We start from the raw sequence: 21583 nt of genomic DNA on the forward strand, positions 1-21583 counted from the left end.
GCGGCGTTTCCTTCCACGTGTGCGCTCTCAGCTGCCCTGCGCAAGGACGCTAAGCACCGACTCCCCGTAACGTTCCAGCTTGGTTGGGCCGACACCGGCAAGCTGCGCCAATTTCTCCAGCGAGTCAGGACGAGCTTCTGCGATCGCGACCAGTGTGGCGTCTGTGAAGACAACGAAGGCAGGAACGTCCGTTTCCCGGGCTGCCTGCAGACGCCAGTTCCGCAGCGCTTCGAACGTCTCCTCGCTGTAATTCGCAGGGCAGTCCCCGCAACGGCCGATCTTGCGTTCGGCTCCCGTTCCGAGGACCTTCCCGCAGCTGCGGCAGTTCGCAGGCGCAGACATCTTCCGCTCGCGTCGGGCAGTAGGTTGTCGGAAGGATCGTGTACCACCGGAGTCAGGACGGAGGCCGTCGAGGAACCGGGAAGGCTTCCGCGATGCCCGACCGCCCGGAGTGCGGGAGGTAGACCAGGAGAGGGCAAGGTGCTTGCGGGCACGGGTTATGCCGACGTAGAGGAGGCGGCGCTCCTCATCGACGGCGTCCGGCGTATCGGCGAACGAGATGGGCATCAGTCCCTCGCTCAGCCCTACGAGGAACACGGCGTCCCACTCGAGGCCTTTCGCTGAGTGCAGTGACGCGAGGGTTACGCCCTGAACTGTGGGTGCGTGCTGTGCAGCCGCCCTTTCGTCGAGTTCGACGACGAAGTCTTGGAGTGTGAAGCCCTGCTCTGAGCGCGCCGCGTGAAGCTCGTCGGCGAGTGAGACCAGCGCGGCCAGCGACTCCCACTTCTCACGGACGGCACCGGAGCTCTGCGGAGCTTCGCCGGTGTACCCGAGGGATGCGAGGACATCGCGCACCAGCTGCGGCACATCATCGTCAGTCGCCGCGCGCGCGGCAGCCCGAAGCTGAAGCAGGCTCTCCCGTACTTCACGCCGTGCGAAGAATCGTTCCGCTCCGCGCAACTGGTATCCAATGCCCGCGGTCGCGAGGGCCTGCTCATACGCCTCTGACTGGCCGTTGGTCCGGTAGAGGATTGCGATTTCGCTGGCGGGCACGCCCTCATCGAGCAGGGCCGAGATCCGTCGAGCGACATCAGTGGCCTCTGCTTCATCGTCGCTGCACTCAGTGAAGCTGGGCGCCGGCCCCGGAGGTCGTTGGGCAATCAGTTGTAGCGGCGTAGCCCAGGTGCCGGCGCCGCCCCGACGCTCAACTTCGGCTGTTCTGGCAGCGAGCAGCGAATTGGCAAGGTGCACGACCTGGGGCGTCGAACGATAGTCCCGGACGAGCTTGATGACCTGGGCCTTCTGATACCTCCCGGTGAAGTTCAGCAGGTGGGCGCTGGTGGCGCCGGTGAAGGAATAGATGGTCTGGCTGGCATCTCCCACGACACAGAGCTCATCCCGCTCCCCCAGCCACAAGTCCAGCAGGCGCTGTTGCAGCGGCGACACGTCCTGGTATTCATCCACCACGAAGTGCCGGTACTGAGCACGGACGGTCGCTGCCACCTTGGCATCTTCCTGCAGTATTCCCACCGTGATGAGCAGTACGTCCTCAAAGTCGATGACGTTGCGATCCACTTTAAGATCCTCATAGGTGCTGAACACACGGGCAACCGTGGTGGTATCCATACCCGCCGGTTCCACCCGGCCGCTGGCAGCCTCGACGTAGGTGTCCGGCGTCAGCATGGATACCTTTGCCCATTCGATTTCAGCAGCGAGGTCCCGGATGGTGGCGCGGTCAGTACTCAGCCTCAGCCGGCGCGAAGCTTCCGCCAGCAGTTGCGCCTTATGGTCGACGAGAGCAGGCAGCGTTCCTCCGACTGCCTGCGGCCAGAAATACTGAAGTTGACGCAAGGCAGCCGCGTGGAAGGTGCGCGCCTGTACGCCCTGGGCTCCCAGATCGCGGAGACGTGTGCGCATCTCCGCTGCTGCCCGTGCAGTGAAGGTCACCGCAAGGACCTGTTGGGGTTTGTACACTCCCGTGTGCACACCGTACGCAATACGGTGGGTGATTGCCCGGGTCTTTCCCGTTCCGGCTCCGGCAAGAACGCAGAGCGGACCGCTCAATTGAGATGCCACCGCGCGCTGTTCGTCATCGAGGCCGGCGAGGATCTTTTCTTCGACGGAACCCTCCACTACGGTCTCCCGGCGGACGGTTCTTCATCGAGGGGGCCACCGTACCAATTCTCGATGAGCGCGCGTGCAATGGATGCTCCAGAGGCCACGGACAAGCGCTCTTCCCGAAGGCCGACGAACAGTTCCTCCCGGGTGAACCAGCGCACCTCCCTGATTTCGACGCCGTCGGCCATGGGCTCAGCGTGCGATGCCCTGGCGGTGAAGCCCAGCATCAGGGAGGCCGGGAACGGCCAGGGCTGCGATCCCAGATAAGTCGGCGAATGCACGACGATGCCCGACTCTTCCTCCACTTCGCGTATCACGGCAGCTTCAAGAGACTCACCCGGTTCGACAAACCCTGCGAGAGTGGAGAAGCGATTTTCCGGCCAGGCGGCGGAAGATCCCAGGAGCAGGCGGTCCTCCTCGTCCGTCACCGTCACGATGATTGCCGGATCCGTCCGTGGAAAATGCTGGCTCTCATCGGCCGGGCATCGCCGGACCCAACCGCCGTCGATCGGGTCAGTTCGTTGACCGCAGCGCGGACAGTGCGTATGGGTGGCGTGCCAGTTGGAGATGGCCACGGCTTCAACGAACAGGCCCGATTCCTGAGGGGTCAGTTCAGCCGCGGCGTCCCGCAACGTGACCCACGACTCTTCCGGTGAAACCTCAGGTTGAACTTCCTCGTACTGCACAAGGACGATGTGCGTGCCGGAGGGTAGGTCCGGCGTTGGTTCAACTGTGCTGCCGAGGTAAATCGGATTCTCCGGGCGAACGACCTCTGACACAGGACTCAGCACGAGCCTCCGCTGTTGAACGGGCGCACGCCGTTGGGCAAGATGAAGGATCCGGGTCCCGGGTTCCTCCCACAGCCGGTCGAACAGATCAGGGGTGGTGCGGAAGGTTGAGCCGCGATCAGCCGTGCCGCGGGCCAGAGGCAGGGATCCGAGTGGGGGGAGGCTGGCAGTACCGGCTGCCTGCATGCCGACGGCTTGGGTCATATTTCTACGGTACGGTCCCGCACCCCCAAAAGGACATTCGGAGCACTTTTCTGGAGGAATAGTGATGGCGAGCAGCGACTCGCCGTCCGGGACATTCGGGCACATGACCTTGCGCGCTTACGGTGGATGATGTGAAACGCTCGCCAATGGAACTTGCCGCCCTCGCCAGCGCGGCCGTGCCGGGTCTCTCCCCGACGGGTGTCTCCGGCGCACCCGATGATCCCGCCGATTTCGAATCGGCCCTTCTGATTGATGGCTCAGGCAAACAGTGGCGCGTCCGTGCACCCCGGCATGCCGAGGCGAGCATGCGGCTGGAAACAGAGCTGCAGGTACTGCGCGCCTTCACGCCCGGAGTGAGGGCGGAGCTTCCATTCCTCGTCCCCCACGTCGCGGGCACGGTGCGGATCGGCGACCTGCGCACCTTCGTCTACTCGCACATCGAGGGTTCGACGCGATCCCTCGATGATCTCGCAGCGGGCGGTCGTGAGTTGGCGAGGGAAATCGGCCGGTCGATAGCCACCATCCATGAACTCCCGCGGACGCTCGTCAGTGAAGCGGACCTGCCCGCGTACGAAGCGAATGAAGTGCGGCAGCGGCGTCTCAACGAGCTCGACCAGGCGGCCACAACCGGGAGAATCCCGTCAGACCTGTTACGCCGATGGGAGCATGCGCTGGAAGACGTCTCGCTGTGGCGCTTCAATCCCACCGTGATCCACGGGGACATCCACGAAGACAATCTGCTCCTCGCGGCGGGACGGGTGTGTGCTGTCACCGGCTGGACCGACCTGTCGGTGGGGGACCCGGCGGATGACTTCGCCTGGTTGGCGGCGACACAGGACGCGCATTTCTCCGATGAAGTACATGCGGCCTACCTCGGCGCCCGAACGGATGCAACCGATGATCACCTGTTGCGGCGGGCATCACTCGCTGCAGAGTTTGCCCTGGCTCAATGGATGGTGCGCGGCCTCGCCCTGGGCGATGAGGACATGATCGAAGAGGCAGAAGAAATGATGCGCACGCTTTCTGCTGATCTTGCGGCCGAAGAGGCGGCCGTTGCCGCCGCGGCTGAAGACGACTCAGCCGAGGATGTAGAAACACCCTCCGGCACATCCCGAATCATTATCGAAGCAGATAACCGCCCGGGTAGCACACGGGTTTCCGGCCCCTCGAACACCGAACCTCCTGCGCACCAGGCACCGGGCACAGAATCTCCAGCGCCGCAGGACCAGGAAAACCTGGAAACATCCGCCCTGCCCGTGGTGCCCCGACCCTAGCCGGACCCGCTTGCGGCTGTTGCGCGGCGGATGATGCCTTCAAGCGCTCTGCCGTCCGCGAGGTCGTGCGGCCGTACGAGCAGGTCCTCAGCCACGTAGTAGAACGCGGCTCTCACTGATGCCAGCGGCACATCCATCACGCGCGCCCATGCAAGCCGGTAGACGGCCAGCTGAATTGACTTCGCCTCCCTGCTTCCCGCTGCGGGAGGTCGCCCTGTCTTCCAGTCGATAAGGTCCCAGCCGCCGTCGTCGTCCCTGAAGACCGCGTCCACCCGACCGCGCACCACAACAGACTCGACACGGGTTTCCACCGGCACTTCGATGCCATACGGAACGCGATCCGCCCACGGCGACTTCCTGAACGTGTCCGTGAGCACCTCCAGTTGTAAGCCCTCTTCCACGAAGGAGTCGGCGGCCCCGGGGAACTCCCCCAGGTCGAGCATTCCCGTTGTGCCGTAGAACTCCTCGATCCACGCGTGGAAGGCAGTGCCGCGCCGGGCAGCCGAGCCGGGACGACGTGGCACCGGCCGTCGCAATCGCCTGGCCACAGCCGCGCTGTCTTCCGTTAGTTCAACCATCAGCGAGGCAGAGATATGGGTGGGAAGCTCGACCGGCGCCAGGACAGCCCTACTCTGCTGACGGGCGAGGGCTTTCCGGACTTCGTTACCCCATCGTCCGGGAGCAGGTTGTTCGCGGGTGGGTGCCTCGTGGTCCGCGGACCCTAGGTCATGCGCCGCTGCACGGACAGCCGCTGCTGCCTGTTCCACGGTGTCGCGGCGCTCGCGCAGCGGATCGATGGGCCATACCGCCCGGTCGCTGTGGGCGCGCGCCGGGTTCTCGTCACCGACCGCGGTATCTTCGATCCAAGCGAGTTCGCGGTAACCCTGTGCACCGGCAGCCGCAAGCTCCCGCAACTGTTCAAGGTAACGGCTGGGGGCCGTCGGCTTGGATCTTCCGCCTCCCCATGCCGAGGCGGAACAGAACAGGACATGGCGTGCCCTGGTGAGGGCCACGTAAGCAAGCCGCCTTTCCTCCCGTTCGCTGTGGGTGAGGGCGTCTTCGGCAAAGAGCTTCTCGCTCTCGAGCCATGACTTCTGGTCGGGCTGGTCCCAGTCCCACTGCGGCAGTTCAGGAGCATCACCGCGCAGCGGCCACGGAACAGATGAGTCCCCTGAGCTCCAGCGCGAGCCTGTACCGCTGGGAAAGGAACCCTCGTTCATGCCCGGCACCAGTACAACGTCCCATTCCAAACCTTTGGACGCGTGAACCGTGAGGAGTTGAACCGCTTCCCTGCTGGTCTCCAGGGCCGTTACCGGCAGTCCGTCTTCTTCCGCGTCGGCCGCCTCCAGCCAGGCGAGAAAGGCGGGCAGGTCGATACGATCCGAGGTCGAAACAAAACTGCTGACGGCGTCAGCGAAGGCGTCCAGGTTTCGTCGTGCCTCGTGGACGCTCACCCCCGGTTTCGCTGCGAGTTCGATGTCGAGCAGGAGTGTCTGTTCTATCTCGCCGATCAGGGTATGCAGATCGTCTCCGACTGACTGACGGAGCCCGCGGAGTTCGTCCCGAAGCAGCATGAGTCGTTCTCTTGCTGCAGGTGAGAGAGTGCGGCCGCTGCCCGAGACCCATCCAGCCGGCGGTAGATGATCGACGGCGTCCACAAGGCTGGCCGGCTCCGAGTCCTCTGTCGGCGTCGGAACAGACTCGCTATGACTTTCGCTCTCGGATGCTCCTCCTGCCTGACCTTTGACCGAAGTGCCCTCCTCCGGCGCCTCGCTGGCGGATTTGAGGCGGTGGATACGGGCGTCGCGATCATAGGCGAGCTGACGGGCCCAGTCGCCCAGCGCCATCAGATCCGCGCTGCCCAGACGCCAGCGTGCTCCGGCGAGAAGGCGCAACATTGCGTCGGATCGTTCGGGGTCGCCGAGGACCCGGAGAACCGAGAGAATTTCGATGACCTCCGGTGTGCGAAGGAGTCCGCCGAGGCCGATGATCTGTACGGGTATACCGGCCGATTGAAGCGCTCGGCGAAGCGGTTCGAATTGGCGGCGGCCACGGCAGAGGACGGCGATAGTCGGCCGCAGCGGCCGCCCGTCCTCATCCATGTCGAAAAACTGGCGGCGTTTTGCCTGGATGAATCGCGTCAGCGCAGCAGCCTCGTTGGCGAGCGGGCTATCGGGGTCGGAGGGGTCGGCCTCCTGGGCGGCGCTCTCGCTGAGATAGCGTGCAAGGTAAACCTCTCCGGTTGGTGCGTTGGGCCGGGGCAACAGCCCGGGCACCTGAAGCTGCTGCTGCGGACCAACCCAAGGAGGCGGAACGTTGAGCGGAGCCGCCACGGCGTTCGCCGCTCCCAGAATGCTCGTGGAGTTCCGCCATGCCACCGAGAGGTTGACCATGGGCGCCGGATTCCGCCCTTTGTCCGTATGCAGCGGGAAGCGCGATCTGAAGGTACCCAGTTGCCCTGCTGAAGCGCCCCGGAAACCGTAAATGGACTGGTGCGGGTCGCCCACTGCCGTCACAGACCTGCCGTCACCGAATAACCTGGAGAAAAGGACCATCTGAGCGTGCGAGGTGTCCTGAAACTCGTCAAGGAGGACGACCGAGTACTTCTGTCGCTCGACCTCGACGGCCTGCGGAACTTCGCTGACAATACGTGCTGCCAGTGAAACGAGGTCGCCGTAGTCGAGCTGCCCTGCATGTTGTTTGGCTTGGGTATACCGCTCCACGAGCTCAGTGACGGTAACTCGCGTTCGCAATTTGTCCAGGAGGTCTTTTGCGCGCTGGGTGGAGGCTTTCGGTTTGTTTGCCTCATAAGGGCGGGTAGTCATTGATTCGATGTGTTCCAACAACGATGCCCGCACGGCAGCAGGTTCCACGAGGTGCTCCGCACATTCCGACGCCATGGTCAGGACTGCGTTGGTCAGCGTAGCCTTTGCTGCGGAAAGGTGTTCCCACGGACCGCGGTGGGACTCGACGATCCTGCCCGCCAGCTGCCAGGACTGTGCCGTGCCAAGCATGACGGCGTCGCGTTCCACTCCTATGCGCAGGCCGTAGTCCTGAACGATGCCGTTGGCATAGGAGTGATAGGTGGAGATGGTAGGTTCCAGCCGGTCTTCTCCGGATTCGAAAACGCCCTCCCCTTGCGCCCGATACAAGGCGTGAAGTTGCTGGCGAATGCGTGCGGCCAATTCCCCGGCCGCTTTCCGGGTGAACGTGACCCCAAGGATCTGCTCCGGCCGCACCAATCCATTGGCCACCAGCCACACGACGCGGTCGGCCATGGTCTTGGTCTTTCCTGAGCCTGCTCCAGCGATGACCAGCTGCGGCTGCAGCGGCGCCTCAATGATGCGCGTTTGTTCCGGCGTGGGGTAGTGAACGTCAGCATCATTACCGCCCGCAAGCAAGCGAGCCAGTGATTCCGCAGAGAGGTGCTGTTCCGGCTTGGGCGGCACCGCTGCCGTATGAGCCGTATCGGTGCTCATTCGGTTACCTGCCTTCCTTCGACGCAGAGCGGACATATCTCCGGGAGACGGCATGCACCGCCGCCGTAAGCCGAACGTTTAGGATCATGGACTGCCTCGAACTCGGCAGCTGACATCAGTCCCGCCGCCTGCTCAATCATCTCGTGTGCCCAGGGATCGTCAGGGTGCAGAGCTGGCTGGTCCTGGACCTTGGGTGCCTTCGCGCTCGTGCCGAGATGCACCAGGGCGGCTCCCCCGACGGACCGCGATCCCTCGGGCTGATCATGTGACGGGCGGTCCGACTCACCGAAAGCCCCGGCCAGCGCAGCGACCTGGTACGCCGCCAATTGCGGGTGGGAGGAGACCTCGGAATCTGGCGGGGCTGACTTGCCTGTCTTAAGATCCACGATGAAGACATGTCCGTCATGTGTCAGTTCAAGGCGATCTACAGAACCGCGGAGCCTGGCCTGACGTTCCGAACCGTTGACGAGGACGGTTAGATCGACGCTGAAGTCCACCTCTGCACGTAGCAGGGAACGGTCCGCCTTCCGCATCTCCACCAGGTAGGCTCCAAGTTTCCTCACCATGTGCTCGGCACGCCGCAGGTCGCTTTTCGACTCCCAGGTGTCCTTCATGCCGAGAGCCGGCCATCGGCGGACCAGTTCCGCAGCATACTGATTACCGGTGGCATCCGGCATGTCCTGGGCAATCGAATGGACGAGCGTTCCGAGAGAACGGGCGAAGTCGGTGGGCCGCTCGCCGCCGGCAGCCGAGACGAACCAGTTCAGCGGCGAAGCGAGTACTGCCTCCACCTTCGAGGGGGAGACGGGAATGACCGCTTCGGGAGGCACCACAGGATCGGTTGATGAGAGACCGGCCAACCCCCACCACTGCGCGGGATCTGCGCCCGGGACAAGGGGACGGTGCAACATCATCATCCCCAGATGATGCACTGCTTCAGCGGCAGCGTCGGGGTCACGGTCAGGCTGCTGGGTGTACCTGCGGAGTTCGGCAACCAGCGCCCGAAGGGTGAGAGGCCGCTTCACCTCGGTGCGCGGGCGTTCGTAGATCCCGAACGGCAGGGGGTCGAGAATCTCGAGGAATGACGAGGGCTGCTGATCTTCCGAGGAAACGGCTACACAGATCAGCTCCTCGGCTGCACGGCTCACCGCCGAAGAGAAACTTCGCAGTTCGTCCGCTCTGGTGAACTGCATGAGTGAAAGCGGGTCGCGATGGTGTCGAAACTCGCGGCCATGCTCAAGCAGGGCGACGAGGTCCCCCGATCCGAGCAACTCACCCCTGATCCTCAGGTTCGGCCATACACCTTCCTGCACTCCGGCGAGGATGACTACCGGCCACTGGCGTCCAGCTGCTGCGGCCGGGGTCATGATTGCCACAGCTGCACCCTTCTGTGCACGGGCGGCAAGAGTGTCCATGGGGAGTTCCTGGCTCAGCAGGTATTCCAGGAAACCGGATGCAGGGGCCCCGGGTACCTGGTCCACGTAGCGTTCAGCGGTCTGAAAGAGCGCGACGACGGCATCCAGGTCCCTGTCGGCTCGCGCCGCCGCGGGTCCGTGCCGCAATGCCGCCTCTTCCCACCGCGAAGAGAGCCCGGATGCCGACCACACGGACCACAGGACCGTTTCGGGCGTGCTCGCCTCGTCCTGCAACGCCTCACGGCCCGCACTCACCATCGAGTGCAGCCGACGGGCGGGCCGGAACTGCGGGCGGGGGTCGTCAATGTGCGGTTGAGCCAGTAGATCGACGATCAGTTGATCGGAGTCCCGCTCTCCCCCGGTCAACCGTTCCTCCTGCCTCAGCAGCTGGCGCAGCCTACGGATCTCCAGGGCACCGACGCCGCCGATCCGGGAGGTCATGATCGAAACGGCCAACTCGGCGTCCAGTTCCTGAGCGCCCGTGACCACGCTGAGGATTTCCAGTAGTGGGCGCACAGCGGGTTCATCGCGGATGGCTCGTTCAGCCGGTGGAACGCTCACCGGTATGTCCTGCCCCGCGAGATACCGTTGCAGTTCGGACACCTGTGCGCCGGTTCTTGTGATGACGGCGATCTCGTCAAAGCTTCTGCCCTGCTCGACATGGGCTTCCAGGATCCGCTGTGCGACGTAGCGCTGCTCGTGATATCCGGAATCGACCACATGCACCGACACGACGCCATGCCCGGAGGACTGGGACTGGGCGTCGGGGCCCATTTCCGGCACGGTCAGCCGTCGGTATCCCACCGGTGTCCCGCTCACCGGTGTCCTTGCCGCGATGGCGGCCCATCTCTCGGCGAGCGCACCCGCTAGACGGTGCGAACCGGTCAGTTGGACAGTGTGCACCTGCCCCAGAATCTCTGGGAGACGTGCTGCCAGTTCGGGGCGTGCGCCGCGGAATCCCTGCACTGCGGTGTCCGGGCATGCCGAGATCAGGCAATCCTTTCCTTCTGCCAGCACTCCGCACAACGCGTGCACTGCCGTGTTCGACTCCTGATAATCATCAATCAGGATCAGCGCGTACTTGTCCCGTTCTTCGCTCAAGAAGTCCGGGTTTGTTTCGAGGATGCCGCGGGCTGCCGTGAGGATTCCCGCGGGATCGAACGCTTCCGGCATTCTGAGGTCCAGAACATCCCGGTACTCGCTGTACAGCGCGGCTGCGGACACCCAGTCGGGGCGATCAAACCTGCGCCCAAGCTCTGCCAGTTCATCCGCATGCAGGCTGTACTCACTGACCCTGTCAAAGAGTTGCCTCACCTCCTGACGGAATCCCCTCGTCCCCAGTGCCTGACGTAGTCCCTCCGGCCAGAGGGCATCGAGCAATCCAAGCCTGCGGTGTCCCTCGAGGAGCTCCTTGATGATGAGGTCCTGTTCCGCGCCCGATAAAAGCCGCGGGGAGCGTGTCAGCTCAGGCAGAAGGCCTGCCACACGGGCCCGGCGGATGAGGTCGAAGGCATAGGACGACCAGGTCCGGGCGGGAGGCGCACTGATGCTGCGGTGCAGCCGTGCCGTCACGTCATCACGAAGGCGTGCTGCTGCCAGCCGGGTGGGGGCCAGAATCAGGACCCGGCCCGGATCCACCTCACCATCCGTAATTCTGCTGACCGCTGTCTCGATCAGGACTTCGGTCTTGCCTGTGCCCGGACCGCCGAGAACCAGTACCGGACCTACCCCTGCCCCGAGACCCAACACTTCCCGTTGTTCCGGGTCGAGGCGGGGCCGCTGTAAGAGCTGAGCCGCACCCGAAGGCGACCTCAGACTGACTATGGACGGCGTGGGTGCCGTGTCCCGAAAGGAACTACTACTCATGGCTCCACACCATCATCCGCCTCCGACAATCCGAACGAGCGATCTCCGCGCCCGGGAACGCATTCCAGAGACGCGCGCACGCGCTGCAACGCGTCCTCTTCGTCAGGAGTCGGGTTCCAGCGGGCCACGGCCAGGTTCACGCGGTACCCGGCTCCGGACCTGCTCCCCCTGCCTGCAACCTTCCGCAAAGCGGTGGATTCTCTTAGATAGTGCTCGACGGCGGCGGTCTCCAGTCTCTGGGGCGGCCTGCCGTCGGCGCTCAGAACCCGCCACCACGGCACGTCGACGGGGCCCCGGGACATGACTGCTCCCACCTGACGCGGTCCGCCAGTTTCGAGGACCTCCGCTATGTCGCCATACGTCAGAACTTTCCCGGAGGGAATGAGCTTGACGATGTCCAGGACCGCCTCTTCATAGTCCAGACCTCTGCCGCGCACCGAACCACAGTACCGAAAGCCCTGGAGGGGAACGATGTCGGGTCGCCGGCGCGGCGTCGGCGAACAAGATTGTCATACCCGGCGGATACCGTCTGGGCCATGAACAGCTGGCACATGCATCCCAGGGCGGCTTTTGACCTTGAAACCACCGGCCGCGATCCGCTCACTGCGCGCATCGTCACCGCCTCGATCATCCTCGTCGACGGGCAGGGAGAAGTCCTGCACCACCACGAGTGGCTTGCCGATCCAGGCGTGGACATCCCCAGTGAGGCAACATCCATCCACGGGATCTCCACCAGCACCGCAAGAGAACAGGGAGCACCTGCCGCGCAGGTAGTGCACGAGGTAGCCGAAGTGTTGCGTTGCTACTTTCGGAGGAGCATTCCCGTCCTGGCGTTCAACGCCCGCTATGACTTCACGGTCCTCGCCAGCGAAGGTTCCAGGCATAACGTCTTCACGCCCAACCCATTCCCTGTGCTGGATCCCTATGTCATGGACAAGTACGCGGACCGTTACCGCCGCGGGAAACGAACGCTCAGCGCGACATGCGCCCATTACGGCGTCCCCCTTGAGAACGCGCATACCTCCGCAGCTGACGTCCTGGCCACACTCGGCGTCGGTGCAGTGCTTGCAGACCGGTTCCATCAGCTTCAAAAGCCGGCGCCCGACCTGCATGGATTCCAGGTGACCTGGGCTCGTCGCCAGGCTGAAAGTTTCCAGGAATATCTACGCCGCAGTGACCCAGCAGCGGTGGTCGAGGGCGGATGGCCTGCAATTGCGTGCTGAATCTACAGGCAGGTCACGCAGCAACGACCCCAAGTAGGTGCCGCTCGTCCATCAGATCGAAGATTATTCGACCCCGCCCCGGGATACTACTTCTTCATAGCCGGCGACGTGATCCCCCGCACTAAATTTCAGTCGGATCTTTCGACCGTGCCATACTTGCTTGGCATTACTCTGCGTCCATCCGCGCCGAATTCCGGCCGGCTGAGGACCCATCACACTCCCGAACGACGCCCTGAAGGATGCCGCTTTCCTGCTCGCGGAGTAGCGGAGTTCACAGAGATCCTGTGAACTCCCAGACAGCATGAGGACGAATGATCACAGTCACCAACCTGCGCAAAACCTACCGCCAGGGTGAGCGAACCGTTACAGCACTGGACGACGTCACCCTCGCAGTACCGAAAGGTTCCATCCACGGAATCGTCGGACACTCCGGGGCCGGCAAGTCAACGCTTGTCCGTTGCCTGACACTCCTCGACCGCCCAACCTCGGGATCCGTCGTCATTGATGGTCGCGAACTGACCAGCGTCAAGGATTCTGAGATCCGCACAGCCCGTCGCCGGATCGGCATGGTCTTCCAGCACGCCAACCTGATGGATTCCCGGACTGCAGCGCAGAACGTCGCTCATCCGCTCGAGCTTGTAAAGACCCCGAAATCCGAGATCAGCCGCAAGGTCGACGAACTCCTTGGCCTTGTTGGCCTCACCGAGTTCGCTGATGCCTATCCGTCCCAGCTTTCGGGCGGTCAGAAGCAGCGGGTGGGCATTGCCCGCGCTCTGGCTTCGGATCCGGATGTGCTGCTGTGCGACGAACCGACCTCGGCGCTTGATCCCGCGACCACCGAGGACATCCTGACGCTCATCAGGAACCTGACCCGTACCCTGAATTTGACCGTTCTGGTCATCACGCATGAGATGCACGTCGTAAAGCGGATCTGCGACTCGGTCTCGCTTCTTGAGCGCGGCCGAATCATCGAGCACGGACCCCTTCACGAAGTTGTGGGCGACCGCTCCGGCTCCCTGGGGAAGTCCCTGATGCCGTTGCCCTCAAGCTCTCTCGATGCGACCCTGCCCGAGCTTGATCTGCTGCTTGTCGGTGAGACGGCCTCAGCACCGATCCTGTCGGAGTTGACCCGGCGGTTCGACGCCAATGTGAACGTCATCGCAGGAACCGTGGAAACTCTGGCAGGGTCACGTTTCGGCCGACTCCGGGTAGAGGTTGACTCTCCCGTGCCGCTCAGCGAGATCACCGCCTACCTTGAGGGTGCCGGCGTACATGTGGAGGTGGCAGCGTGAATTTCCTCGACAGCCTTTTCAAAAATCCCGGAATCACCCAGGCGCTTCCTGAGGAGTTCCTCGCCACGCTTCAGATGATCGGCATCTCGGGATTCTTCACTCTGCTTATCGGTCTCCCGCTGGGAATCTTCCTGCATACCAGCAGCCCCGGCGGGCTCCGGCCGATGCCCGTGACCAACCGCATTGTGAGCGACGTCGTCGTCAACATCACCCGGTCCATTCCCTTCGCCATCCTGATGGTGTCCCTGATCCCGCTCGCCCGGTTCCTGACCGGTTCCTCCATCGGTCCAGTCGCAGCTTCCGTATCCCTGAGCATCGGCGCCATCCCGTTCTTCGCCCGCCTCGTCGAGACCAGCCTGCGTGATGTGTCGTCCGGAAAAATTGATGCTGCACTGGTTATGGGATCGACTCGTCTCCAGGTGATCACCAAGGTCATGATCGCCGAAGCTCTCCCGTCGCTCATCGCGGCGTTCACCACCACGCTTGTCACCCTTGTCGGATACTCGGCAATGGCCGGAATCATCGGTGGTGGAGGCCTGGGCCGGCTCGCGTATAACTACGGACTCCAGCGGTTCGACACTACGGTCATGGTGGTCATCATCGTGATCATCGTCGCCATCGTGCAGATCATCCAGTTGATCGGCGACCGCCTCGCTCAGCGTGTGGACCACCGGACTGCCGCCACGGCAGGTGCCCGCCGCAGCAGGCGGAACCGTCGTCAGGAAGCAGCCAACAACGTGATCGGCGTCTGAAGGCGCTCCCCCAACTTGCTCCGCCCGCCAGGCGGGGCCGACGACGGCCGGTAGCCGCCAGCCGTCATCCTCCCGGCGTCCACGGTCCCACCCGACCGCCGGTCCAAAGAAAGGAACGCACATCACCATGCGTAAGCAGTTCTCGCTGGCAGCCGCCGGGCTGGCCACACTTCTCACCCTCTCAGCATGCGGTGCGGGCGACAGCGCTCCCGCCGCCGTTGAAACCCTCGACCCCGCCAGTCCGGCCACGGTCACCGTCGGTGCAAGCCCCGTACCCCATGCCCAGATCCTCGAATTTGTCCGCGACAACCTCGCCGAGGGAAGCGGTATCGAACTCGAAATTCAGGAGTTCGACGACTACACCACGCCGAACATCGCGCTGAGCGAGGGCGACCTGGATGCTAACTACTTCCAGCACCTGCCCTACTACGAGAGCCAGGTTGAAAGCCAGGGCTACGAGTTCGCGCACGGTGAGGGCGTCCACATCGAGCCTTATGCTGCGTTCTCCGAGAAGCACGACGACGTCTCAGCAGTACCCGACGGCGGTCGCGTAGCGATCACAAACGACCCCTCGAACCAGGCGCGCGCACTGACGCTGCTCCAGGAAGCAGGCCTGCTCGAGAACATTGAGGCCGACGCTTCGGTGCTGTCCCTGACTGAAGAGCAGAACCCGAAGGGTCTCGAGTTCGTGGAGAACCAGCCCGAACTGTTGCTCAACGACCTGCAGGACCCCACCGTGGACGTTGCAATCATCAACGGCAACTACATCCTGGATGCCGGCCTCAGCACTGAGGACGCCCTGATTGTCGAGTCCGTCGAGAACAACCCGTACGCCAACTTCCTGGCATGGAACGCATCCTCCGAGGGTGATGCGCGGATCGCCAAGCTTGAGGAACTGCTGCACTCCCCCGAGGTGAAGCAGTACATCGAGGAGACCTGGCCGAACGGGGACGTAGCCCCCGGCTTCTAAGCCGCCCGCGGTAATCCGCAAAGATGTACACAGAAGAATGGCCGGCGTACCCTCACGGGTCCGCCGGCCATTACTGTTCCAGGACGTTCCGGACGGATGCCGACCTATACTCCCGACGGCGTAGCGCCCGCGGCGGCTGCAGCCCGAGCGGCTGCGGGCAATGCGGCCACAATGCGTTCCATGGCGGCGTCGTCGTGGGCCGAGGAGAGGAACCAGGCCTCAAAGACAGACGGCGGCAGGTAAACCCCGGAGTCCAGCATTGAGTGGAAGAACGGCGCGTAGCGGAAAGTCTCCTGTGCCTGGGCGTCAGCATAGTTGCGTACGCCGCGCTCCGAGGTGCCGAAAGCAATGCTGAACAGGTTTCCCGCCCGCTGGACAGAATGATCGACGCCGGCCCGCGTGAGCTCCTCCGACACAGCCGCGGACAGCTCCAGCGAACGGGCATCGATCGTGCGGTACACCTCGTCAGTGGCGTGGGTCAGCTGGGCGACACCCGCAGCCATGGCGAGCGGGTTCCCCGAAAGGGTTCCGGCCTGGTAGACCGGCCCCAAAGGCGCCAGATATTCCATGACGTCCGCGCGGCCGCCAAGTGCTGCCGCCGGAAGCCCGCCGCCAATGACCTTGCCGAAGGTCAAGAGATCCGGAGCCCAGCCTTCATCCTTGCCGGTTAGCCCCCAGTAGCCGCCGGGACCCACACGGAATCCCGTTAAAACTTCATCCACGATCAGCAGTGCCCCGTGCTCGGCGGTGATACGCGACAGCGCCGCATTGAAACCGGGGGCCGGTTCGACCACGCCCATGTTCGCGGGAGCCGCTTCGGTGATGACTGCGGCGATCGATCCACCGTGCTCAGCGAACGCCGCTTCGACTGCTGCAACGTCGTTGTACGGCAGTACCAGTGTTTCGGCAGCTGTGGCATCCGTGACCCCTGCAGATCCGGGAAGGGCAAGAGTTGCCACTCCCGATCCGGCTGCGGCGAGGAGCCCGTCAAGGTGACCGTGGTAGCAGCCCGCGAACTTCACGATGAGGTTCCGGCCCGTGTAGCCGCGCGCCAGGCGCACTGCCGTCATGGTGGCTTCGGTCCCGGTCGAGACCATCCGGATGCGTTCGACGGCGGACACCCGCTCGCGGACCAACTGCGCCAGGTCGGCTTCAGCCGGGGTCGAAGCGCCGAAGGACAGTCCCCTGTCCGCGGCACGGTGAACGGCCTCGAGCACGGCCGGATGGGCGTGTCCAAGGAGCGCCGGGCCCCAGGAGCAGACGAGGTCAACGTACTCGCGGCCGTCGGCGTCCGTCACATACGCCCGCTGCGCAGACACCAGGAATCTCGGCGTGCCGCCGACCGAGCCGAAGGCCCGCACCGGCGAGTTCACCCCACCGGGCATCAGGGTCTGTGCGCGCGCAAACAGGTCTTCGGACTGTGTCATTTACTTGCTCTCCTTCAGCCAGGTGGCCAGTTCAGTTGCCCAGTACGTGAGGATGATCTGCGCGCCGGCACGCTTGATTCCCAGCACTGATTCCTCGATGGAACGACGCCGGTCGATCCAGCCGTTCGCAGCGGCCGCCTCGATCATGGCGTACTCTCCCGAGATCTGGTAGGCCGCAACCGGGACGGGCGACATCGCGGCGACATCCGCCACGATATCGAGGTAACTCATGGCCGGCTTCACCATCACCATGTCGGCACCTTCCTCAAGATCGAGCTTGACCTCGACGAGGGCCTCCCGGCGGTTGGCCGCGTCCATCTGGTAGGTCCGGCGGTCGCCGGTCAGCTGCGAGTCCACCGCTTCCCGGAACGGGCCGTAGAAAGCCGATGCGTACTTGGCGGCGTAAGCCAGGACGGCGGTCTCCTGATGACCGGCTGCGTCGAGGGCCTGGCGGATGACTCCTACCTGGCCGTCCATCATGCCTGAGGGTCCAAGGACGTGGGCACCTGCCTCAGCCTGTACAACGGCCATCTGTGCGTAGAGGTCCAGCGTGGCATCATTGTCCACAGCACCATCGGCATCCAATACGCCGCAGTGCCCGTGATCGGTGAATTCATCCAGGCAGACGTCGCTCATCACGACGAGGGCATCCCCCACCTCCGAGCGCACATCAGCGATAGCCCGGTTCAGGACGCCGTGGGGGTCGAGACCGGCGCTGCCGGTGGCATCACGCTGGGCCGGTATACCGAAGAGCATGATGCCTCCGACGCCGAGATCCGCAGCTTCGACGGCGGCGCGCTTCAGTGTGTCGGTGGTGTGCTGGACGACGCCGGGCATCGAGCTGATAGCGGCAGGCTCACTCAGGCCCTCCCGGATGAAGGCGGGCAGAATCAGCTCAGACGGGCTGAGACGGTTCTCAGCGGTGAGCCGGCGGATAGCCGGGGTCGAGCGAAGTCGGCGTGGCCGGTGCTGAGGGAAGCTCATGGGTCAGGTCCTCTTCCGATGATTGACGACGGCGTTGCTCACCGCATCTGCGATTCCTGTTGGGCTGGGGGACGCGGCTGTTGCGTCGATCCTTAGTCCGAGGGCGGAGGCGTCCCGCTCCGTCCGTCGCCCGATCGCGACTGTCATCACGGTCTCGGGCAGGGTTCCCATCATGGCATGCAGGCGCCCGGCGATGCTGGGCGAGGTAAGCACGACGGCGTCAATCGTCCCGTGCAGTATCCCCTCCGACAGCTCCTCCCGCGTCACCGTTCGAGCGGCGTGGGCAGCGATCTCAGCGGGTCCGCTCAGCCGCCGCTCCGCGGCTGCTGGATGATCCACGGTGCAATAGGCAGTGACTGCATCGACGGTCCAGCCGCGCCCGGTCAGCCCCTTCTCCAGGGTGTCGGCAGCAAGGTCAGACTGCGGGAGCAGCGCCCGCGCAGGCTCCGCGGGCAAGGCGGCCAGGAGCCCCTCCGCGGATTGGTCCTCGGAAGGAACCAGATGGACCCGCACTCCTCTTTCCACCAGGGCGTCCCGGGAAGCGGTGCCAACCGCGGCGACCCTGGCGGAACCCACAAGCGATGCCAGTGACAGCCGTCGGGCTTCAGCCCGGTGGGCAAGGGCACGCACTGTGGTCACGCTGGTTATCACCATCCAGTCGTACGTGGGCGCCGCGTCGAGAAGCCGGTCCAGCTCGCTCGTGTCCGCGGGCAGCTCCCAGTCCACCAGGGGAACCAGCAACGTCTCGGCTCCCCGCCGGACAAGCTCAGACGACATCGCAGCTCCCCGGTCCGGACTGCGCAGCAAAGCTACGGTGAGCCCGGACAGGCTGCCGACCGATGAGCCGACGGTCATGAACCTGGAGTCAGCTCGGCAATCTCCGCTGCCCCGTGGGCAAGGAGCTCCTCGGCGAGGACGACGCCGACGGCGGCCGCCCCCTCCACGGTGAGTGCCGTCGTCGTCTGTGTCCGCCGCAGCAGCCTGCTGCCGTCCGCACTGCACACCACTGCCTCAAGGGTCAGGACACCTGTGTCCACGGCAGCATGAGCTCCGATGGGGGCGGTGCAGCCCGCCTCCAGCCGGCGCAGGACGGCACGCTCAGCGGTGACCGCCAGCCGGGTAGGCATGTGGTCATACTGCCGGAGAGCCTCGGCAAAGGCAGAAGCTCCGGCGTCACCGGTCCGGCACTCGACAGCCAGGGCTCCCTGGCCAGGAGCCGGAAGCATGAGCGCGGGGTCCAGGTACTCGGTGATGAGATTCTCACGACCCAGCCTCGAAAGACCAGCTGCTGCCAGCACGACGGCGTCGAGGTCACCCGGTCCCCCGTCCACCAGACCAGCCACCCGCCCGAGTCGCGTATCGACGTTGCCGCGGATGTCGATGACCGAGAGGTCTGGTCGTGCAGCGCGCAGCTGCGCGGCACGGCGAGGCGAGCCCGTGCCTACGCTGGCACCTGGCGGCAGCTCGGCGAGTGTCAGCCCGTCACGCGCACAGAGCGCGTCGCGGATGTCCGCGCGTTCCGGCACAGCTCCCACCGTGAGCCCCTCCGCGTCGCCGGTTGGAAGATCCTTCAGCGAGTGAACCGCGACGTCGCAGCTGTCATCCAGCAGTGCCTCCCGCAGAGCAGCCACGAACACCCCTGTGCCGCCTATCTGCGACAGCGACGCGCGGTTGACGTCACCTGTTGTGCTGACCCGGACAAGCTCGTAGTCGAACCCGCCAAGGCCGGAGAGGGCTTCGGCGACGGTCGTGGTCTGCGTCAGTGCCAGGGCGCTGGCCCGGGTTCCGACCCGTACGGCTTGAGTCATGCCTGTTCTGTTTCCGGAAGCCCCACCGTTGAGTCGGCACCCGCGACGGTCGGTTTCTCTCCGCGCCGGTTGGCACAGCAGTTGGGACGGCAGACGTCGTACCAGGGGCCCAGATCCGTGGTGGCGGGACGTTCGACAATGGTGTTGTCCGCAGTCCGCTCGCTGACGAGGTCGATCAGCCCGGCAACGAACTTGGCGTGCGTTCCCGGCGTGGGGACTCGTTCTGCCACCAGTCCGAGTTCGGCACACGTTTCCATGGCTTCAGTGTCGAGGTCCCAGACCACCTCCATGTGGTCACTGACGAACCCGAGCGGGACGATGACCACGCCCTTCGCGCCGGTCGCCGCGAGGTCACCGAGGGCATCGTTGATGTCCGGCTCGAGCCAGGGAACGTGGGGAGCGCCGGAACGTGACTGGTAGACCAGCGACCACTCGGCGCCGGCTGCTTCCGGCACGCGATCCAGAACGGACTGCGCCGTGGCCAGGTGCTGGGCAACGTAGGCGCCGTCCTCGAGGAGGGGTCCTCCGTCCGCGTCACGGGGACCGGCGGCCTCGGCGTCGGTCATGGGAATTGAGTGAGTCGCGAACATGATGTGCACGGGTGCGTCGGCCTCGCCTGCGGCAGCGAGGCGCTCACGCACTGACTTCAGCCCCTTGCTGACGCCCTCGACGAACGGCTCGACGAAGCCCGGGTGGTCGAAGTACTGGCGCACCTTGTCCACCTCGAGCTGTCCGGCCAAGCCGGTCTCCACCAGCGCCATGCCGAGATCTTCCCGGTACTGCCGGCAGCTGGAGTAGCAGGAATACGCACTCGTGGTGACGGCCAGGATTCGGCGGTGACCGGCGTCGTACGCCTCTTTCAGGGTGTCAGCGATGAAGGGCGCCCAGTTCCGGTTTCCCCACAGCACCGGCAGGTCGATGCCCCGGCGGGCCAGCTCGGCCTCCATTGCGGCCTTCAGCTCACGGTTCTGCTGGTTGATCGGACTGATCCCGCCGAACGCGCGGTAGTGATGCGAGACCTCTTCGAGACGCTCATCCGGGATACCGCGGCCGCGGGTGACGTTGCGCAGGAACGGAATGACGTCTTCCTGACCCTCGGGGCCACCGAAGGAGGCCAGCACGATCGCGTCGTACTTCTTCGGCGCCATCCGGCCGTCCTCGTCGACGCCCTCGAGGGGGTGGAAGGTGTGCGTGCTCATCGGAGTACCTCTGCTACTTCCTTGGCGTTGATCCGCCGGCCTGTGTAGAACGGAACTTCCTCGCGGACATGACGGCGTGCCTCGGTCTCCCGAAGATGCCGCATGAGGTCAACCAGATCGACCAGTTCGGGAGCCTCAAGAGCGAGGATCCATTCCCAGTCGCCGAGCGCGAAGGAGGACACCGTGTTGGAGATGACCTGCGGGTACTGGCGTCCCTTCATGCCGTGGTCGTACAGCATTTCCCGGCGTTCCTCGCTGGGCAGGATGTACCAGTCGTACGAGCGGACAAAGGGATAGACGCAGACCCATTGTTCCGGCGCCACACCGCGCGAGAACGCCGGCGAGTGGCTCTTGGAGAACTCCGCATCCCGGTGTACGCCCATGGCCGACCAGACGATCTCGGCGTCGGCCAGAGTTGCGGTTCTCCGCAGGGTACGCACACCGGCCTGGAGCTCCTCGGGCTTCGGACCGTGGAGCCAGACCATGATGTCGGCTTCGGCGCGCATCGCGGATACGTCGTAGAAACCGCGTACGACGACGCCGGCCGCCTCAAGCTCCGACACTGCGGATTCGAGCGCACCGCCGTCGTCTGGCGCGGCCGCTGACCGCTTGAAGACGGTCCAGAGAGTGTAGAACTCGGAACCACCGTTCCCGTCGCCGCTCTGGAGGGTGTCGCTGGTGGAGGTACTCTGCACGTGGTCGTGCCCCGCCTTCTCGCTCATGAATCCAGTCTGCTCCTGTCAACAGGCAAATAAAAATTGATCGGTTCTACAGCCGGTAGAAG

At 64.4% G+C, this 21583-nt stretch carries 16 protein-coding genes; 5 read left to right on the forward strand and 11 right to left on the reverse strand.

Features of this window, described 5'->3' with window-relative positions; translation table 11 throughout:
• Window positions 1-27: 27 nt before the first annotated feature.
• Both M1D74_RS11105 and nudC read right to left on the reverse strand, forming a co-directional pair.
• Window positions 28-2133: an ATP-dependent DNA helicase UvrD2 gene (locus M1D74_RS11105; RefSeq protein ID WP_458115362.1), complete on the reverse strand. Its 2106-nt coding sequence runs from the start codon at window positions 2131-2133 to the stop codon at window positions 28-30.
• The gene (gene nudC / locus M1D74_RS11110; RefSeq protein ID WP_458115363.1) at window positions 2133-3110 is read right to left on the reverse strand and encodes an NAD(+) diphosphatase; all 978 of its coding nucleotides are present in this window, start codon (window positions 3108-3110) and stop codon (window positions 2133-2135) included. The genes M1D74_RS11105 and nudC overlap by 1 nt, the downstream gene beginning before the upstream one ends.
• Before the next feature lie 131 nt (window positions 3111-3241).
• On the opposite strand from nudC, the gene M1D74_RS11115 reads away from it, so the two are divergent.
• Entirely contained in the window at window positions 3242-4384 is a 1143-nt protein-coding gene (locus M1D74_RS11115) for a macrolide 2'-phosphotransferase (protein WP_458115364.1), read from the forward strand.
• Here the strand turns inward: M1D74_RS11115 and M1D74_RS11120 are convergent.
• The 3 genes from M1D74_RS11120 to M1D74_RS11130 are packed head-to-tail and all read right to left on the reverse strand — an operon-like array spanning window position 4381 to window position 11581.
• Window positions 4381-7863 (reverse strand): ATP-dependent helicase, encoded by a 3483-nt coding sequence (locus M1D74_RS11120; RefSeq protein ID WP_458115365.1) that lies wholly within the window; start codon window positions 7861-7863, stop codon window positions 4381-4383. The two genes, M1D74_RS11115 and M1D74_RS11120, sit on opposite strands and share 4 nt — an antisense overlap.
• The gene (locus M1D74_RS11125; RefSeq protein ID WP_458115366.1) at window positions 7860-11144 is read right to left on the reverse strand and encodes an ATP-dependent helicase; all 3285 of its coding nucleotides are present in this window, start codon (window positions 11142-11144) and stop codon (window positions 7860-7862) included. The genes M1D74_RS11120 and M1D74_RS11125 overlap by 4 nt, the downstream gene beginning before the upstream one ends.
• The gene (locus M1D74_RS11130; protein WP_309070938.1) at window positions 11141-11581 is read right to left on the reverse strand and encodes an MGMT family protein; all 441 of its coding nucleotides are present in this window, start codon (window positions 11579-11581) and stop codon (window positions 11141-11143) included. Before M1D74_RS11130 ends, M1D74_RS11125 begins: the two co-directional genes overlap by 4 nt.
• Window positions 11582-11680: 99 nt before the next feature.
• Between M1D74_RS11130 and M1D74_RS11135 the strand changes: the two genes are divergently transcribed.
• The 4 genes from M1D74_RS11135 to M1D74_RS11150 all read left to right on the forward strand — a co-directional run bounded on the left by M1D74_RS11135 (window position 11681) and on the right by M1D74_RS11150 (window position 15381).
• A complete protein-coding gene (locus M1D74_RS11135; protein ID WP_458115367.1) occupies window positions 11681-12367 on the forward strand; it encodes an exonuclease domain-containing protein in 687 nt (228 codons plus the stop codon).
• 311 nt (window positions 12368-12678) lie between these two features.
• Entirely contained in the window at window positions 12679-13659 is a 981-nt protein-coding gene (locus tag M1D74_RS11140; protein ID WP_309070940.1) for a methionine ABC transporter ATP-binding protein, read from the forward strand.
• The gene (locus tag M1D74_RS11145) at window positions 13656-14411 is read left to right on the forward strand and encodes a methionine ABC transporter permease (protein ID WP_309123594.1); all 756 of its coding nucleotides are present in this window, start codon (window positions 13656-13658) and stop codon (window positions 14409-14411) included. The genes M1D74_RS11140 and M1D74_RS11145 overlap by 4 nt, the downstream gene beginning before the upstream one ends.
• Before the next feature lie 127 nt (window positions 14412-14538).
• Window positions 14539-15381, forward strand: coding sequence for a MetQ/NlpA family ABC transporter substrate-binding protein (locus M1D74_RS11150; RefSeq protein ID WP_309070942.1), 843 nt, complete (start codon window positions 14539-14541; stop codon window positions 15379-15381).
• Between the two features lie 104 nt (window positions 15382-15485).
• On the opposite strand, the gene hemL is transcribed toward M1D74_RS11150, so the two are convergent.
• The 6 genes from hemL to hemQ are packed head-to-tail and all read right to left on the reverse strand — an operon-like array spanning window position 15486 to window position 21521.
• Window positions 15486-16808 carry a glutamate-1-semialdehyde 2,1-aminomutase gene (hemL, locus tag M1D74_RS11155; protein ID WP_309070943.1) on the reverse strand — a complete coding sequence of 441 codons (1323 nt, stop codon included), beginning with the start codon at window positions 16806-16808 and terminating at the stop codon, window positions 15486-15488.
• The gene (hemB, locus tag M1D74_RS11160; protein WP_458115368.1) at window positions 16809-17792 is read right to left on the reverse strand and encodes a porphobilinogen synthase; all 984 of its coding nucleotides are present in this window, start codon (window positions 17790-17792) and stop codon (window positions 16809-16811) included.
• Window positions 17793-17795: 3 nt separating this feature from the next.
• Complete coding sequence (locus M1D74_RS11165) at window positions 17796-18647, reverse strand: uroporphyrinogen-III synthase (RefSeq protein WP_458115369.1); 852 nt, start codon at window positions 18645-18647, stop codon at window positions 17796-17798.
• Entirely contained in the window at window positions 18644-19600 is a 957-nt protein-coding gene (hemC, locus tag M1D74_RS11170; RefSeq protein ID WP_309123592.1) for a hydroxymethylbilane synthase, read from the reverse strand. The genes M1D74_RS11165 and hemC overlap by 4 nt, the downstream gene beginning before the upstream one ends.
• Entirely contained in the window at window positions 19597-20799 is a 1203-nt protein-coding gene (locus tag M1D74_RS11175) for a ferrochelatase (protein WP_458115370.1), read from the reverse strand. Before M1D74_RS11175 ends, hemC begins: the two co-directional genes overlap by 4 nt.
• Complete coding sequence (gene hemQ / locus M1D74_RS11180; RefSeq protein WP_458115371.1) at window positions 20796-21521, reverse strand: hydrogen peroxide-dependent heme synthase; 726 nt, start codon at window positions 21519-21521, stop codon at window positions 20796-20798. The genes M1D74_RS11175 and hemQ overlap by 4 nt, the downstream gene beginning before the upstream one ends.
• Window positions 21522-21583: the final 62 nt, after the last annotated feature.

The sequence above is a fragment of the Arthrobacter sp. D2-10 genome, assembly GCF_054161285.1.